At 59.5% G+C, this 16347-nt stretch carries 16 protein-coding genes; 10 read left to right on the plus strand and 6 right to left on the minus strand.

What is annotated here, in order from left to right:
* Positions 1 to 56: 56 nt before the first annotated feature.
* The 3 genes from V6L79_RS19610 (at position 57) to V6L79_RS19620 (ending at position 2808) form a co-directional block, all read left to right on the plus strand.
* Entirely contained in the window at positions 57 to 734 is a 678-nt protein-coding gene (locus tag V6L79_RS19610) for a response regulator transcription factor (protein ID WP_261739009.1), read from the plus strand.
* 232 nt (positions 735 to 966) lie between these two features.
* Positions 967 to 1395, plus strand: a complete 429-nt coding sequence (locus tag V6L79_RS19615; RefSeq protein ID WP_261739010.1) for a Spy/CpxP family protein refolding chaperone — start codon at positions 967 to 969, stop codon at positions 1393 to 1395.
* A gap of 78 nt (positions 1396 to 1473) precedes the next feature.
* Complete coding sequence (locus V6L79_RS19620) at positions 1474 to 2808, plus strand: HAMP domain-containing sensor histidine kinase (RefSeq protein ID WP_261739011.1); 1335 nt, start codon at positions 1474 to 1476, stop codon at positions 2806 to 2808.
* Between the two features lie 251 nt (positions 2809 to 3059).
* Here the strand turns inward: V6L79_RS19620 and V6L79_RS19625 are convergent, their stop codons facing one another.
* A complete protein-coding gene (locus tag V6L79_RS19625) occupies positions 3060 to 3623 on the minus strand; it encodes an NAD(P)H nitroreductase (RefSeq protein ID WP_261739012.1) in 564 nt (187 codons plus the stop codon).
* A gap of 119 nt (positions 3624 to 3742) precedes the next feature.
* On the opposite strand from V6L79_RS19625, the gene V6L79_RS19630 reads away from it, so the two are divergent.
* The 3 genes from V6L79_RS19630 to V6L79_RS19640 all read left to right on the plus strand — a co-directional run bounded on the left by V6L79_RS19630 (position 3743) and on the right by V6L79_RS19640 (position 6947).
* Positions 3743 to 5197: a TrkH family potassium uptake protein gene (locus tag V6L79_RS19630; protein ID WP_261739013.1), complete on the plus strand. Its 1455-nt coding sequence runs from the start codon at positions 3743 to 3745 to the stop codon at positions 5195 to 5197.
* A gap of 20 nt (positions 5198 to 5217) precedes the next feature.
* Entirely contained in the window at positions 5218 to 5976 is a 759-nt protein-coding gene (locus V6L79_RS19635; RefSeq protein WP_261739014.1) for an AraC family transcriptional regulator, read from the plus strand.
* A gap of 77 nt (positions 5977 to 6053) precedes the next feature.
* Positions 6054 to 6947, plus strand: coding sequence for a DMT family transporter (locus V6L79_RS19640; protein WP_321833971.1), 894 nt, complete (start codon positions 6054 to 6056; stop codon positions 6945 to 6947).
* On the opposite strand, the gene V6L79_RS19645 is transcribed toward V6L79_RS19640, so the two are convergent.
* Positions 6941 to 7228, minus strand: a complete 288-nt coding sequence (locus V6L79_RS19645) for a SelT/SelW/SelH family protein (protein ID WP_261739016.1) — start codon at positions 7226 to 7228, stop codon at positions 6941 to 6943. The two genes, V6L79_RS19640 and V6L79_RS19645, sit on opposite strands and share 7 nt — an antisense overlap.
* A gap of 71 nt (positions 7229 to 7299) precedes the next feature.
* Here V6L79_RS19645 and V6L79_RS19650 point away from each other — a divergent pair, with 71 nt between their 5' ends.
* Positions 7300 to 9483, plus strand: a complete 2184-nt coding sequence (locus V6L79_RS19650; protein WP_338580336.1) for a patatin-like phospholipase family protein — start codon at positions 7300 to 7302, stop codon at positions 9481 to 9483.
* 118 nt (positions 9484 to 9601) lie between these two features.
* Here the strand turns inward: V6L79_RS19650 and V6L79_RS19655 are convergent, their stop codons facing one another.
* The gene (locus tag V6L79_RS19655) at positions 9602 to 10036 is read right to left on the minus strand and encodes a MarR family transcriptional regulator (RefSeq protein ID WP_261739017.1); all 435 of its coding nucleotides are present in this window, start codon (positions 10034 to 10036) and stop codon (positions 9602 to 9604) included.
* A 110-nt stretch (positions 10037 to 10146) separates the two neighbouring features.
* Entirely contained in the window at positions 10147 to 12276 is a 2130-nt protein-coding gene (gene recQ / locus V6L79_RS19660; RefSeq protein WP_261739018.1) for a DNA helicase RecQ, read from the minus strand.
* A gap of 270 nt (positions 12277 to 12546) precedes the next feature.
* Between recQ and V6L79_RS19665 the strand changes: the two genes are divergently transcribed.
* Together V6L79_RS19665 and V6L79_RS19670 are read left to right on the plus strand one after the other, a co-directional pair.
* Positions 12547 to 13134: a YecA family protein gene (locus V6L79_RS19665; RefSeq protein ID WP_048360714.1), complete on the plus strand. Its 588-nt coding sequence runs from the start codon at positions 12547 to 12549 to the stop codon at positions 13132 to 13134.
* A gap of 4 nt (positions 13135 to 13138) precedes the next feature.
* Positions 13139 to 13537 carry a YbaN family protein gene (locus tag V6L79_RS19670; protein ID WP_321833973.1) on the plus strand — a complete coding sequence of 133 codons (399 nt, stop codon included), beginning with the start codon at positions 13139 to 13141 and terminating at the stop codon, positions 13535 to 13537.
* A 153-nt stretch (positions 13538 to 13690) separates the two neighbouring features.
* On the opposite strand, the gene V6L79_RS19675 is transcribed toward V6L79_RS19670, so the two are convergent.
* Both V6L79_RS19675 and V6L79_RS19680 read right to left on the minus strand, forming a co-directional pair.
* Entirely contained in the window at positions 13691 to 14296 is a 606-nt protein-coding gene (locus tag V6L79_RS19675; RefSeq protein ID WP_261739020.1) for a tRNA-uridine aminocarboxypropyltransferase, read from the minus strand.
* Positions 14297 to 14313: 17 nt separating this feature from the next.
* Positions 14314 to 15207, minus strand: a complete 894-nt coding sequence (locus V6L79_RS19680; protein WP_321833975.1) for a LysR family transcriptional regulator — start codon at positions 15205 to 15207, stop codon at positions 14314 to 14316.
* Between the two features lie 175 nt (positions 15208 to 15382).
* Between V6L79_RS19680 and speB the strand changes: the two genes are divergently transcribed.
* The gene (gene speB / locus V6L79_RS19685; protein WP_338579373.1) at positions 15383 to 16333 is read left to right on the plus strand and encodes an agmatinase; all 951 of its coding nucleotides are present in this window, start codon (positions 15383 to 15385) and stop codon (positions 16331 to 16333) included.
* Positions 16334 to 16347 lie beyond the last annotated feature (14 nt).

Genomic DNA, 16347 nt, shown 5'->3' on the forward strand with positions numbered 1-16347 from the left:
TATCTTTACCGGTGGTCGACGTAGACAACGTCGACACCGGCTAAATCGAGTAAGTCATGAGCGACCTGTTACTGATAGATGATGACCAGGAGCTGTGTGAGCTGCTGGCCAGCTGGTTGAGCCAGGAAGGCTTCCAGGTTCGCGCTTGCCACGACGGTCTGAGTGCCCGCAAGGCGCTGACCGAATCCAGCCCCGATGCCGTGGTTCTGGATGTGATGCTTCCCGACGGCAGCGGCCTTGAGCTGCTCAAGCAACTACGCAACGACCACCCGGACCTGCCGGTGTTGATGCTGTCAGCCCGCGGCGAACCGCTGGACCGGATTCTGGGCCTGGAACTGGGCGCCGATGACTATCTGGCCAAACCGTGCGACCCCCGTGAGCTGACCGCCCGCCTGCGCGCGGTACTGCGCCGCAGCCATCCGGCCGCCGTCTCCACCCAGATCGAGCTGGGCGACCTGTGTTTCAGCCCGATGCGCGGCGTGGCCACCATCGACCAGCACGACATTACCCTGACTGTTTCTGAAAGCCGCATTCTCGAAGCCTTGTTGCGCCAACCGGGTGAGCCGCTGGATAAGCAGGAACTGGCGCAAATCGCCCTGGGTCGCAAGCTGACCCTGTACGATCGCAGCCTCGACATGCACGTCAGCAACCTGCGCAAAAAAATCGGCCCCCACCCCGATGGCAGCCCGCGCATCGTAGCGCTGCGCAGCCGCGGTTACTTTTACAGCGCCTGATTTATCCATGTAGCCGCTGCCGCGGGCTGCGATAGGTCCGGCTTCGAAAAGCGCAGCGCAGCGCAGCCAGCGGCAGCGGCTACAGGACGTCCCCACACAGAGGACGTATATGTAAACCCGCTGCAAAATCCTCTTTACCAAAGCTTTACGCATGGCTGACAGCGCTTGACCTTGATCTCCCTAAACTGGGCGCATCCGGATTCACCGGAACCGTAATCGAAGGAGATACACCATGCGCAAGACTCTAATTGCTTTGATGTTTGCTGCAGCACTGCCAACCGTCGCAATGGCCATGCCTGGTGGCGATGGCTCGATGGGCCCACGTCACGGTGGTGAACACGGCCGCGGCGATGCCCCGTACAGCCAACTGGACCTGAGCCGCGAACAGCGCCAGCAAATCGGCAAGTTGATGGGCGAGCAAATGCATGATCGCAAGCAACTGGTCGAGAAATACCTGGAAAAACTGCCAGCCGCCGATCAGAAAGCGCTGAAAGACGAGATGAAAGCCAAGCACGATAAAACCCAGAGCGATATCCGTGCCTTGCTCAAGCCTGATCAGCAAAAACGCTTCGACGAGATGCAAACGAAACGCGCCGAGCGTCAAGCTGAATGGAAGCAGTTCAAAGACTGGAAAGCACAGCAAGCTCCAAAAGCGCAATAATCCACGCGCACATCAAGCCCAACGGCCCTTGGCCGTTGGGCTTTACTCGTTTTAATCCATGACTCGTGAGGAATTACCGTGCGATCACTGTTTTGGCGCATTCTTGCCAGCTTCTGGCTGGCGATTGCCTTGGTCGCAGGGCTGTCGATCCTGCTGGGGCACATGCTCAATCAAGACGCCTGGATCCTCTCCCGTCACCCCGCAATTGCCAATCTGGCGCAACAATGGACGGAGCGCTACGAAACCCAAGGCGCCGATGCGGCGCAAGAATTCCTCGAAAAACGCAAACGTCGCTATCACATCGATGTGCAAGTGCTGAACGAAAGTGGCGACCCCGTGGTACGCGGCACCTTCCCCCGCCGCGCAGCTGCCTGGGAAGCCCGCCAGAATCCGGGCCAGGAGGAACTGCCGTGGCGCCGCCTGACCGTCGAATACACCAGCCCCACAACTGCTGAAACCTATCTGCTGATTTATCGCATTCCACACCCGGAACTGGATGCCTGGCATCGCCAAAGCCTGATCTGGCCACTGAGTGCGCTGGGCATTGCGCTGGTGGTACTGACGCTGTTCAGCCTGCTGGTTACGCTGTCGATCACCCGCCCACTGAGCCGCCTGCGCGTGGCAGTGGATGATCTGGGGCAAACCACCTATCAGCAGAACAGCCTGGCGCGACTGGCTTCACGGCGTGATGAGTTTGGCGTGCTGGCCACCGACTTCAACCGCATGGGCGCCCGCCTGCAGAGCCTGATCAGCAGCCAGCGCCAATTGCTGCGCGACGTGTCCCACGAACTGCGCTCGCCGCTGGCACGGCTGCGCATCGCCTTGGCCCTGGCCGAACGCGCCGGGCCCGAGGAGCGTGAAAAGCTGTGGCCGCGCCTGACCCGCGAGTGCGACCGACTGGAGTCGTTGATCAGCGAAATTCTGGCCCTGGCCAGGGTTGATGCCGATCAGGCCAGTGCGGAACCCGTCGAACTGAATGCCCTGCTCAGTGCGGTGCAAAAAGACGCTTCGATGGCGGCCCCCGAGCAGCCGGTGCACCTGCATGACGAGCCGGGGTTGAACCTCAACGGCTGGCCGACGATGATCGAACGTGCGGTGGATAACCTGCTGCGCAACGCGCAGCGCTTCAACCCGCCCGGCCAGCCGATTGAGCTGAGCGCCGGCCGCGAAGGCGAGCACATCACCATCAAGGTTCGCGACCATGGGCCCGGAGTTGCTGAGGAGTACCTGACGCAATTGGGCGAACCATTCTTCCGCGCTCCCGGTCAGACAGCGGCCGGGCACGGGCTGGGACTGGCAATTGCACGCCGTGCGGCAGAACGCCATGGCGGGCGGCTGGTGCTGAGCAATCACCCGGATGGCGGGTTTGTTGCCACTCTGGAGTTGCCGCTGGAGCCGAACGGCAATCTGTAAAGCTCTGTAACGTTCTGTAGCCGCTGAGGAGCGAAGCGAGGCTGCGATCGGCTGCGCAGCAGTCGTAAAACCCGAGTACGCGGTTTTGCTGACGCATCTTGCGACGGCTTCGCCCTCGATCGCAGCCTCGCTTCGCTCCTCAGCGGCTACAGATATACTTCAAGCGTGGGAGCGAGCCTGCTCGCGAAGATCATTCGCGAGCAGGCTCGCTCCCACTGGGGCTTGATCTGGAACAGAGTATCTACAGGGTGTTATTTAACCGACCAGACCGTCACAAACTCGGCGCTATCGACCTTAGGCGCGGTTCGTAACTCGTTCTGCGGCGTGCCCAGGTACAAAAATGCCACCACTTCCTCACCCTCGGTCAAGCCAAGGCCTTTGGCCACATGCGGCGCATACGACAGCTCACCCGTGCGCCATACCGCACCAATGCCTTGGGCATAAGCCGCCAACTCAATGGCATGGGCCGCACAGCCCGCAGTAATCAGTTGCTCGGATTTAGGCACTTTGAAGTGGTCCTGCAACCGGGCAACCACCACGACCACCAAGGGGGCTCGCAAAGGCATGGCGCGAGCCTTGTCCAGTGCGGCTTGAGTCACCTCGCCGCCCTGAGCCTGCACCGCCTCGGCGAGGATTTCGCCCAATTGGTTGCGCGCATTGCCTTCAACCGTCAAAAACCGATAAGGGCGCAACTGGCCGTGGTCCGGCGCACGCAAGGCGGCCGCAAAAAGTACTTCACGTTGCTCAGCCGTTGGCGCCGGGTCGAGCAGGCGCGGGGCAGAAACACGGTTGAGCAAAGCGTCGAGAGCCTCCATTGGCCACCTCCTGAAGAAAATGTGCGGCTATTCTAACGGTATCTCCCGAAGGCTTGGCGGTTTACATAGCCCAGCCCACAGGTAGAATGGCGCCCCTCTTTCATCCCCGAGCTGACTTCATGGCGTTGCCGACTTTACGCATCATTGGTTTTATCATCGGCATCTTCCTGATTACGCTCGCGATCAGCATGGCCGTGCCCATGCTGACGTTGGTTATTTACGACCATTTGGGCGACTTGCCGTCCTTTCTGTGGGCCAGCCTGATCACCTTTCTTGCTGGCCTGGCGCTGGTGATACCCGGGCGCCCCGAGCAGGTTCACCTGCGGCCCCGCGACATGTACCTGCTGACAGTGTCCAGCTGGGTCATCGTCTGTATCTTCGCCGCGCTGCCATTTTTGCTGACGCAGCACATCAGCTATACCGACTCGTTTTTCGAAAGCATGTCCGGTATTACCGCCACCGGCTCCACGGTTTTGAGCGGGCTGGACACCATGTCCCCCGGCATTCTGATGTGGCGCTCGATGCTGCACTGGCTGGGCGGCATCGGCTTTATCGGGATGGCGGTAGCGATCTTGCCCTTGCTGCGAATCGGTGGCATGCGCCTGTTTCAGACCGAATCCTCTGACCGCTCCGAAAAAGTCATGCCGCGCTCGCACATGGTGGCCCGCCTGATTGTCGCCACGTACGTCGGCATTACCATCCTCGGCAGCCTGGCGTTCTGGTGGGCGGGCATGAGTGTGTTTGATGCGATCAACCACGCGATGTCGGCGATCTCCACTGGCGGCTTCTCGACCTCCGACCAATCACTGGCCAAGTGGTCACAACCGGCGGTCCACTGGGTCGCCATCGCCGTCATGATCATGGGCAGCCTGCCGTTTACTCTTTATGTCGCAACCTTGCGCGGCCATCGCAAGGCACTGATCAAGGACCAGCAAGTACAAGGTTTGCTTGGCCTGCTGCTGGTGACTTGGTTGGTGCTTAGCGCCTGGCTGTGGTGGACCACCAACATGCCCTGGTGGGATGCCTTTCGCCATGTGGCACTGAACGTGACTTCAGTGGTTACGACTACGGGTTTTGCCCTTGGCGACTACAGCCTGTGGGGCAATTTCTCGCTGATGCTGTTTTTCTATCTGGGCTTTATTGGCGGCTGTTCGGGTTCGACCGCAGGCGGGATCAAGATTTTCCGCTTTCAAGTCGCCTATATCCTGCTCAAGGCCAACCTTAACCAACTGATCCACCCGCGGGCAGTGATCAAGCAGAAGTACAACGGCCACCGCCTCGACGAGGAAATCGTACGTTCGATTTTGACCTTTTCGTTCTTCTTCGCCATCACCATTTGCGTAATTGCCCTGGCCTTGTCGCTGCTCGGGCTGGACTGGATGACCGCCCTCACCGGCGCGGCCAGTACGGTCTCTGGTGTGGGGCCGGGGTTGGGCGAGACCATTGGGCCGTCCGGCAACTTCGCCAGCCTGCCGGATGCAGCCAAGTGGATTCTGTCATTGGGCATGTTGCTTGGACGACTGGAGATCATTACCGTGTTCGTACTGTGCATTCCAGCGTTTTGGCGGCACTGATCCTACAAAAAGAGATCGCCATGGACCAGATCCTGTCACTGCGCCATTACCGCCACGAGGTGATTGCTCATAGCCATGAGCACGCGCAGGTGGTGATCAGTCTGTCCGGCAAGCTCGACTTTGAAGTAGACGGGCGCGCCAGCCTGTTGCACCAGCAACATTTGATCATCGTGCCCGCCGGAGCCCATCACACTTGCGGCAGCACCCAAGGCAGCCATTGCCTGGTGCTCGATGTTCCGGGGCAGGACTGGCTCGGGCAGTCGCTGGGCGAGCATGCCGATGCCAGTCGCCAACTGCTCGACACTGCCGGGCACTTGCCTCTCGATCCCCGTCAACATCAATTGGTAAGCTGGCTCGCCAGCAGCCCGGTAAGCGATCCGCTGATTGCCCGCCAAGGCGCGATTTTGCTGTTGGCCAGCTTGAACACCCTTGCTCCTGAACGGGCGCAACCCAAGCGTCTGCCTTACGCCGCTCTGGATGCCTATATCGAGCAGAACGCCGCCTACCCACTGCAAGTCGCGGATCTGGCGCAGATCGCTGGTTTGTCCTGCGCCCGCTTGCACAGCCGCTTTGCCAGCGAGTGCGGGCAAACGCCAATGGACTACATCCGCCAACGCCGTTTGCGCAGCGCTTTGACCTTGTTACGCCAGAGCAGCCTGCCGATTGGCGAAGTCGCCAACCGCGTCGGTTACAGTTCGCAAAGCGCGTTTGCCGCCGCCATGCTCCGTGAGTTCGGTGCCTCGCCGTCAGTGCTGCGCCGCGAGCCTGGCGACAACTGACGCCAGTTTGACGACAGACAGCCCCGCGCCTCGCGCTTTAGACTGCACGCCTTGCCTGGATTGATTCAAGGATTGCAATGACTCCGCGTACCGCCCTGGGCGCCCTGCATATCGGCGCCCTGCTGTTTGGCCTGACCGGCGTATTCGGCAAGCTTGCAGCTGCTTCGGCCTCAATTATCGTATTTGGCCGCGCCGCCTTCGCGGTGCTGGCCCTGGTGTGCTTTGCCGCGCTGGCCAAACGCACCCGCTGGCACCCGCTGACCCTGCGCGATGCCCGCAGCTTGCTGTTAAGCGGCTTGCTGCTGGCCGGGCATTGGGTGAGTTTTTTTGTTTCGGTCAAGATCGCCGGGGTGGCGATTGCAACCCTGGGCTTTGCCAGCTTCCCGGCGTTTACCGTCATCCTGGAAGGGTTGATTTTTCGCGAACGCATTCGGCTCAACGAAATCATTTTGGTGGTACTGGTCAGCGTCGGACTGATCCTCGTCACCCCAAGCTTTGATCTGGCCAGCCAGGCCACCGAAGGGCTGCTGTGGTCGGTGGCCTCGGGGTTGCTGTTCTCGCTGTTGTCGCTGAACAACCGCGCCAGCTCGGGCCGAGTCCCTGCGGTACAGGCCGCCATGTGGCAAAACGCAGTCGTCGCATTATGCCTGCTGCCTTTTGCCGCCCCGGGGCTGAGCGACGTCAGCCCGCTGGACTGGCTGTGGATCGGCCTGCTCGGCGTGCTCTGCACCGGTGTGGCGCACAGCCTGTTCGTCGCCAGCCTGGGGGTGATCAAAGCACGCACCGCCGCCGTGGTTTTCGCCCTGGAGCCGGTGTATGGCATCACACTGGCGTGGGTCTTGTTCCACGAAACACCCACGCTGCGCATGCTGCTGGGCGGAGTGCTGATCATCGTCGCTATCGTGGTATCAAGCCGTATGGCCAGCGGCCCGGCACCGCGCAACACCTCTGTGGACGCTGGCGCTCACTGAGCCCGGTCGTTATGCCCAAGGTCGCGCTGCGGGTCGATTTGATCACGCACCCGCTGCTTCAGCACCTTGGCCTCGGGAAAGCCGCCATCGGCCTTGCGCTCCCAGATTTGCACGCCGTCGCAGGTGATGCGAAACACCCCGCCGGTGCCCGGTTCCAGCGCAACCCGGCCAAGGTCTTCGGCAAAGGTGCTGAGCAACTCCTGGGCCAGCCATGCGGCGCGCAGCAGCCACTGGCATTGGGTGCAATAGGTGATGACAATTTCGGGTTTATTGAGCGACATGATTTCAAAGGCTCTTGAAGAGAAAGGCGCCGCTATAATAGCCGCCTTTATCGCTTGCCCAGAGATTCATGATGCGCCGCCTGCTGAGCTGTTTACTCCTGTGTCTTTGCCCCTTGATGCTGTTTGCCGCCGAAGCGGGCAAGCCGAAAGTCGGCCTGGTGTTGTCCGGGGGGGCGGCCCGTGGCCTGGCCCACGTCGGCGTGCTCAAGGCCCTCGAAGAACAGGGTATTCACATCGATGCCATCGCGGGCACCAGCATGGGCGCGGTAATCGGCGGTCTGTATGCCTCCGGCTACAAGATCGACGAACTGGAAAAACTCGCCTTGAGCATCGACTGGAAAGACGCCCTGTCTGACGCTCCAGACCGCGAAGACGTACCGTTTCGACGCAAGCAGGATGACCGCGACTTTCTGATCAAACAAAAACTCAGCTTTCGCGACGATGGCAGCCTGGGCCTGCCATTGGGCGTGATTCAGGGCCAGAACCTGTCACTGCTGCTCGAAAGCCTGCTGGCCCACAGCAGCGATATTCGCGATTTCGACAAGTTGCCGATCCCGTTCCGCGCCGTAGCCACCGATATCGTCAACGGCGAAAAAGTAGTGTTTCGCAAAGGCCATCTGCCCCAGGTGATCCGCGCCAGCATGTCGATCCCTGCGGTGTTCGCCCCGGTTGAAATCAATGGTCAACTGCTGGTCGACGGCGGCATGGTCGACAATATCCCGGTGGATGTAGCCCGGGAAATGGGCGTGGATATCGTCATCGTGGTCGACATCGGTACACCGCTGCGCGGGCGCAAAGAGCTGAGCACGGTGTTCGACATCCTCAATCAGTCCATCACCCTGATGACCCGCACTAACTCCGAGGTGCAGCTTGCGTCGCTAAAACCGGACGACATCTTGATCCAGCCCGCGCTGGCCAGTTATGGCGCCACTGATTTTGGCCGCTCCGCAGACATCATCAACGCCGGTTACCGGGCCACGCAGATTCTTGAAAAGCGCCTGGCCAGCCTGCGCCAAAACCCTGATGCGAGCCTGGCAGCTGCCCGCACCAGCGAAGAGCGTACGCCGGTCATTACCGCGATCAAAATTGAGAACGACTCGAAAATCGGCGACTCGGTAATCCGCTATTACATTCGCCAACCGATCGGCGAGCCACTGGATCTAGGCCGCCTGCAGCGAGATATGGGCACCCTGTACGGCCTCGATTACTTCGATCAGGTGCAATACCGCGTCGCGCGCAAAGGCCAGGATCATACCTTGGTGATCAGTGCTCGGGCCAAGCGCAGCGGCACTGATTACTTGCGGCTGGGGCTGAACCTGTCTGACGATCTGCGCGGTGATAGCGCGTTCAATTTGGGCGCCAGTTACCGCATGAACGGCATCAACACCTTAGGAGCCGAATGGCTGACCCGGGTCCAAATCGGTGACCAGCAAGAACTCTACAGCGAGTTTTATCAACCACTGGATGCGGGCTCGCGGTACTTCGTCGCTCCGTATATCAACGTCCAGTCACAGAACGTGGAGTCCATCCTCGATAACGATCCCGTCGCAGAATATCGACTGGAACGTTACGGCTTTGGTCTGAATGTGGGTCGTCAAATCGGCAACAGCGGTGAGATCCGTTTGGGTGTTGGCGAGGCTTGGGGCAAAGCCAATGTGCGAATCGGCGATCAGGACTTGCCGAGCGCCAGCTTCAATGAGGGCTTCTATGACATCAAATACTCGTTCGACTCGTTGGATAACGTGTACTTCCCGCACTCGGGTGAAGATATCAACCTGAGCGTACGCCAGTTCGAACCGGGGATTGGCTCGGATGAGCGCTATCGTCAGTGGGAATTCAATCTGGACAAGGCGCTGAGTTCAGGACCCAACACCTGGATTCTGGGTGGGCGATACGCGCGGACTCTGGATCAGGCCAACGTTGTCACATCGAGCTATTTGCTAGGGGGGGCGCGGCAGTTGTCGGGCTTCAGGCAGGACGCGATCTCCGGGCAAAACATCAGCCTGATGCGCGCCGTGTACTACCGTCGCCTGACTCCGCGCTCGTACTTGCCGTTTGATTTCCCGCTGTATGCCGGGGCGTCGCTGGAGCGCGGACGCGCCTGGAACAACGACAACGAGTTCGACAGCGGCTATATCAATGCGGCGAGTATCTTTATCGGCTTCGACACCCCGCTGGGCCCGCTCAACTTCAGCTATGGCTTTAACGATGATGACCAAAAGGCGCTGTATCTGAACCTGGGGCAGACGTTCTGACGGTTCACGCCAATGTGGGAGCGAGCCTGCTCGCGATGCTGGCAGCGCGGTCCTCCAAAGAGACCGCAGTGATGCCATCGCTAGCAGGCTCGCTCCCACAAGGGAAAATGTGCAGGGATCAGTTTTTTTCCAGGTTATCCAGAATGCGCTTGTGAACCCGCAGGCAGATGCGCTGTTCTTCTTCATCAATGCCCACAAACAGTTCCTGACGCAACGCCGTGGCAATGGCTTCTATCTGCTCGATCAACGGGCGGGCAGAATCACTCAGGACGATCTTCTTGGCACGCCGATCCTCAACTACCGCGTGGCGCTGCACCAGGCCCTGAGCCTCAAGGCTGTCGAGCAGACGGGCCAGGGTCGGACCTTCAACGCCAACGCTCTGGGCCAGTTCGCGCTGAGTGGGCGCTTCGTCAAAACGGGCCAGATGCAATAGCACCAACCAGCGTGCCTGGGACAGGCCCAGGCCAGCAAGACGACGATCCAGTTCGGCACGCCACCCACGAGACATTTGGGCCAGTTGCATACCAAAACGGTGTTGATCGGTTAACGGCATAAAAAACTCAATGATTAGACTGAAAATAGAGTGAAACTAATTATTAGTCAGCTAAGCATGACGATTGCTCATAGGCAATAGCTACAAGTCAATCAATCGTTACATAATCATTAGATTTCAAATTCCGATTGCAGCGCCGCACGCACGCAATACAGCACGCCTTCAGGCACCCGACCCTTGAATTGCTCGGCAATGCTGGCCACGCTCGGCAGCTCCCCTTCGCCATCCAGGAACGCATCCTGCACTTCTTCCATCAGCTCTTCAGGCAAGTCCAGCGCCTGCTCCAGCGACAACTCCTGACGCCCGATGGCTTCGGCCAGCATGGTGTAAACGTTCTTTTCCGAGCACTGCAATTGCCCGCTGATTTGCAGCGGGGTCATGCCGGCGCGGGCCAGGCTGATCAACTCGTGGCGGATGTCGGCCACCACTTTCGGGGTTTCAGCCTGCCCGCCGAGTACTTCGAGGAACGCCTCGCCGTAACGCTCCAGCTTGCGCGCACCGACACCGCTGACCGTGGCCATCTCGGACAAGGAGCTGGGTTGGCTGCGTAGCATCTCGAGCAAAGTCGAGTCGGGGAAGATGACGTAAGGCGGCACGCCGTGTTCTTCAGCCAACTTGCGTCGCAAGGCACGCAGGGCTTCCCACTGTTCGCGCTCTTCGCCGCGCACCAGTTGGCTGGCCGGGCTGGCAGAGCTGCTTTTGACCGAGGTTTGCGGCTTCAGCTCGCGGCGCAGTTCCAGCGTCACTTCACCGCGCAGCAACGGCCGGCAGCTGTCGCTCAAACGCAAACCACCGTAGCCTTCAATATCGATATCGGCCAGACCACGGGCCACCAACTGACGGAAAAGCGTGCGCCAATCGCCTTCGCTGCGGTCTTTGCCGACACCAAACACCGACAAGTGCTGATGACCCACGCTGCGGATTTTTTCGTTTTCTCGGCCCAGCAGCACATCGATCAAGTGCCCGGTGCCATAACGCTGGCCGGTACGATAAATCGCCGACAGCGCCTGACGCGCAGGCTCGGTTGCGTCCCAGGTCTGCACGCCATCGACACAGTTGTCGCAATGCCCGCAAGGTTGCGGCATGTCTTCGTCGAAATATGCGAGCAAGGTCTGACGGCGGCAGCGGGTTTCTTCGCACAAAGACAACATCGCATCGAGCTTGTGATGCTCAAGACGCTTGTGTCGCTCATCGCCTTCGGAGTTTTGCAGCATTTGCTTGAGCATCACCACGTCTTGCAGACCGTAGGCCATCCACGCATCAGCTGGCAGGCCGTCACGCCCTGCCCGACCGGTTTCCTGGTAATAGGCCTCGAGTGACTTGGGCAAATCCAGGTGTGCGACAAAGCGCACGTTGGATTTGTCGATACCCATGCCGAAAGCGATGGTCGCTACCATGATCAGCCCCTCCTCGTTGAGGAAGCGCTTTTGGTTGGCGGCACGGGTATCGCTCGGTAAACCGGCGTGATACGGCAAGGCCGGGAAGCCCTGATCACACAAGAACTTCGCCACTTCGTCGACTTTTTTACGCGACAGGCAGTACACAATGCCTGCATCGCTGCGCCGCTCCGAGAGGAACGCCAGCAACTGCTTGCGCGGCTGCTCTTTTGGCACGATGCGATAAAAAATATTGGGCCGGTCAAAGCTCGACAGAAAACGTTCCGCGTTCTGCAAATGCAGGCGGGTGACGATTTCTTCGCGAGTGCGTTTGTCCGCCGTGGCCGTCAGGGCGATACGCGGCACATTGGGGAACACTTCGGCCAGTTGGCCCAATTGCAGATATTCGGGGCGGAAGTCATGACCCCACTGCGACACGCAATGCGCTTCGTCGATGGCAAACAGAGCGATATCCAGGCTCTGCAAAAACGCCATCATGCGCGGCTGTACCAGACGTTCGGGCGCCAGATAGAGCATTTTGACTTCACCGCGCTTGATGCGGTTGGCCAGGTCACGCTGTTGCTCGGCGTTGAGGGTCGAATTCAATGCTGCAGCCGCCACCCCGAGTTCTTCAAGGGTCGCGACCTGATCATCCATCAGGGCGATAAGCGGCGACACCACCACGGCCAGGCCATCACGCAGCAGCGCAGGCACCTGAAAGCACAAGGATTTGCCGCCGCCGGTGGGCATCAGCACCAAGGCGTCACCACCATTGGCCACGCGCTCAATGATGTCACCCTGACGGCCACGGAAACTGTCGTAGCCGAAGATGTCTTTGAGTACGCGTTGAGCCTGTTCGAGCATAAAAACTCCAGAAATCGCCGAAACACCCCTGCGCCAACACGATCCGGCACGGCCGCAAGCCATTCAAAGGCTCGGGCACAGGGCACCGGTGCGCTGCATTTTCCACAGGGCATCACAAAACGCGGCAGTATACCCGAGCACTCCCCCGCTGCGGGCTGCGTAATTGCAACACCGATAACCGGAAACTGAGGCCAAATGTGCCCTGCGACTGGCTTGGGCGCTCAAGAAAGCCTAGAATTCACTATCGTTTATTTACTAGGTAGCACTTTAATGTCCTTCGCTGAGCAACTAACCCGCCTGCAAGTCTTCCTCGACGCCGACGAGCTGCATGACGAGGCGCTGGACTACGTGGCCACCCACGGCTATCTGACTGCCCTGTCCATCTGCTCTGAAGACGTTCCTGAGCGTGAGTGGATCGATGCGATCTTCTCCGAGGCACCTCATTACCAGGACGACGCCCAGCGCGCCGAGATCGAAGGCACGCTGATTCAGCTCAAGGCCCATATCGCTCGCCAACTGGCGTCCGACGAAGAGTTCGAGCTGCCTTGTGATCTGGATCTGGGCGACGAGCCGGACGATTCCGACTTGCGCGGCTGGTGTGTCGGCTTCATGGAAGGCGTATTTATGCGCGAAGCTGCCTGGTTCGAAACCGCCGAAGAAGAAGTCAGCGAAATGCTGCTGCCGATCATGGTGGGTTCGGGCCTGTTCGATGATCAGCCAGAGTTCGAAGACATCGCCAAGGATGCCAATCTGATGGACGACATGATCGTGCAGATCCCTGAAGCGCTGACCGCCCTGTACCTGCTGTGCCAGGCACCTGACGAGAAGCCGGCGATCCTCAAGCCACGTCACCACTGATTAAGTGACACCTCCCTCCTTGGGCAACCGTTCGCGGTTGCTGCGCTACGCTCTGTTTGCCATCGGCTGGCTGAGCGTAGTGTTGGGGGTGATCGGGATTTTCCTGCCGGTACTGCCCACAACCCCCTTTCTGCTATTGGCTGCAGCATGCTTTGCTCGCAGTTCCCCGCGCTTTTATCAATGGCTGGTCGAGCATCCTCGGCTCGGGCCATGGATCCGCGACTATCTTGATGGCAACGGAATTCCGCTCAAGGGCAAGGTCTATGCCATTGGCTTGATGTGGCTGAGCATTGGCGTGTCCTGCTACCTGGTGCCATTGCCTTGGGCCCGGGGCTTTATGCTGACCAGCGCGGTGCTGGTGAGCATTTACATCCTGCGTCAAAAAACCCTCGAAAAGCACTGAAACATAACAACTTGTAGCAGCTGCCAAAGGAACGAGGCTGCGTTCGGCGGCGTAGCCGTCGCAAAATCAGGCGCCTCGGTGTGTCAGCCATATTTGGTCCTCAGGTTTACGACTGCTGCGCAGCCGGACGCAGCCTCGTTCCTTCGGCAACTGCTACAGGGTGCTCAGATGATTTCGCTGATAGGTCTGCGCACCCATTGCCTCGATTTGCCCTTCAATCAGCGCTTCAAACGGACGCAACAGCGGCGCAAACGAAGTCGGCGCTTCAAGGATTTCGAGCGCCTGCACAATCGCTTCCAGGGTCGACAGGGCACCCGGCCCCGGCGCTTTGCGCAGCCGGTAACGCGATACCGCACCTTCGGGTAACGTGACCCGCGGCAACTGCGCCAGCAACGGGTTGAGGTGCAACAATTTGCGCGCTTTGCGCCACGTACCGTCCGGCACCACCAGCAACAGCGGCAAGCTATCATCCGAAGCTGCGCCCGAGTGTATTAACTGCGCATCATCCCCCGGAAACAGCAATCGCGCCTGATACCCCGGTGGGTTGAGCAATACGTCCAGATCCACAAACACTTCGCCCACCACCAACTCGGCATTGATCAACCCCAGGGCTGCCAGCCGCGCAGTATTCAGCGCATGGTTTACCTCGCTCGGGTGCTGTAGCAGCAACACCTTGGTGCGACTGTCCAGTTGTGGGATCAATTTGCACAAGCAGTGGGATTGCGGACGCAAACAGCGAGGGCATTGGGCTCGGGACATGGGAATAAAGCTCTCGTTCAAGATTGGTTTAGCTGCGCTTTGAGCAGATCGCGGAAGGTTTGAATCAGCGGTTCACGGCTGCGACCACGGCGTACGATCATTGAAAACGGTGCCTGATAGCCAAAAGTCGCGGGCAGCAGCACGCGCAAGTCGCCCTTCTCCACCCACGGTTCTGCGTAATGCTCGGGCAAATAGCCAATGTAAGCCCCGGACAGCACCAGAATCAGTTGCGCCTCCATGCTGTCGACCGTTGCCGCACTGTGCTTGAAGCCGTGGCGCGCCAGCTCGGCCTGGCTCCAGTAACCGCGACCGACCATCCGTTGCTGGGTAATGACCGGTTCGGGAATACGTCGTTCGCTGAACAAGGGATGCCGTGTGCTGCAGTACAACCAGTGTTGTTCTCGATACAGCGGCTGATACACCAGCCCGCTCATCCGCGTCGAAAACGCACCGATGGCCAGATCCAGGCGGTTGTCCTGCACCCCGAGCTGCAATTCATACGGGCTCATCACCGATAGATGCAGGTGTACCGCCGGGTGCTCTTGACTGTAAGCACCGATTGCCTCGGCAAAGGGCAAGGCCTTATCGCTGACCGTGGAGTCGATAACCCCCAGGTTCAGGGTGCCGCGCAATTCGCCCTTGAGCGCTGCGGCATATTGCTCAAACCCTTCAAGCTCGCCCAATAGACGCAAGGTTTCCTGATGAAACAGCTCGCCCTTGCTGGTCAGGCTGAACCCGCCGCGCCCGCGATGACACAGCACCAGGCCCAGATTGGCTTCGAGCTGGCTCATATAGGTGCTGATGGCTGAGGTCGATAGGTTGAGTGCCTGTTGCGCATTAGCAAAACCCTGATGCCTGACCACGCTGGCAAAGATTCGCAATAGTTTCAGATCGGGTAAAGCGTTGGCCATGGGAGTTCCGGGCATCTTATGGTTTGGCTTTGAGGGCATGGGGCAAAGTCTATCTTGCGCCGGATGATTAGTTTAGAAAAACCTGAACTAAGTATTTGCCCGCAGAGATTCTTCCCGCGGCGCGCCTTTCGCAGAATCGACCGCCATAACCACAACAAACGACGAGGCCTTTCCCGTGGACAAAATTCTTCATCAACCACTGGGTGGCAATGAGATGCCGCGCTTCGCCGGTATCGCCACCATGCTGCGCTTGCCCCACCTGCCATCGGCCAAAGGCCTGGATGCCGCCTTTATTGGGGTGCCACTGGACATTGGTACCTCGCTGCGCCCCGGCACCCGCTTCGGCCCTCGCGAAATTCGCGCCGAGTCGGTGATGATCCGCCCCTACAACATGGCCACCGGCGCCGCGCCGTTCGATTCACTGTCAGTGGCCGATATCGGCGATGTGGCGATCAACACCTTCAATCTGCTGGATGCCGTGCGGATCATCGAAGAATCCTACGACGACATCCTCGAGCACGATGTGATCCCGCTGACCCTGGGCGGCGATCACACCATCACCCTGCCGATTCTGCGGGCCATTCATAAAAAGCACGGCAAGGTCGGGCTGGTGCATATCGATGCCCACGCCGATGTGAACGACCATATGTTCGGCGAGAAAATCGCCCATGGCACCACCTTCCGCCGCGCCGTGGAGGAAGGCCTGCTGGACTGCGACCGTGTGGTTCAAATCGGCCTGCGCGCCCAAGGCTATACCGCCGAAGATTTCAACTGGAGCCGCAACCAGGGTTTCCGCGTAGTCCAGGCCGAAGAGTGCTGGCACAAATCGCTGGCCCCCTTGATGGCCGAAGTGCGCGAGAAACTCGGCAATGGCCCGGTATACCTGAGCTTTGATATCGACGGTATTGACCCGGCCTGGGCACCCGGCACCGGAACGCCGGAAATCGGCGGCCTGACCACGATTCAGGGGATTGAAATCATTCGCGGCTGCCAGGGCCTCGATCTGGTTGGTTGCGATCTGGTAGAAGTCTCGCCGCCCTACGACACCACCGGCAACACCTCATTACTGGGGGCCAACCTGCTCTACGAAATGCTCTGCGTGCTACCTGGCGTTGTGCATCGCTGAAGACATCCTATCGG

The organism is Pseudomonas sp. ML2-2023-6, assembly GCF_037055265.1.
Taxonomy (GTDB): domain Bacteria; phylum Pseudomonadota; class Gammaproteobacteria; order Pseudomonadales; family Pseudomonadaceae; genus Aquipseudomonas; species Aquipseudomonas kulmbachensis.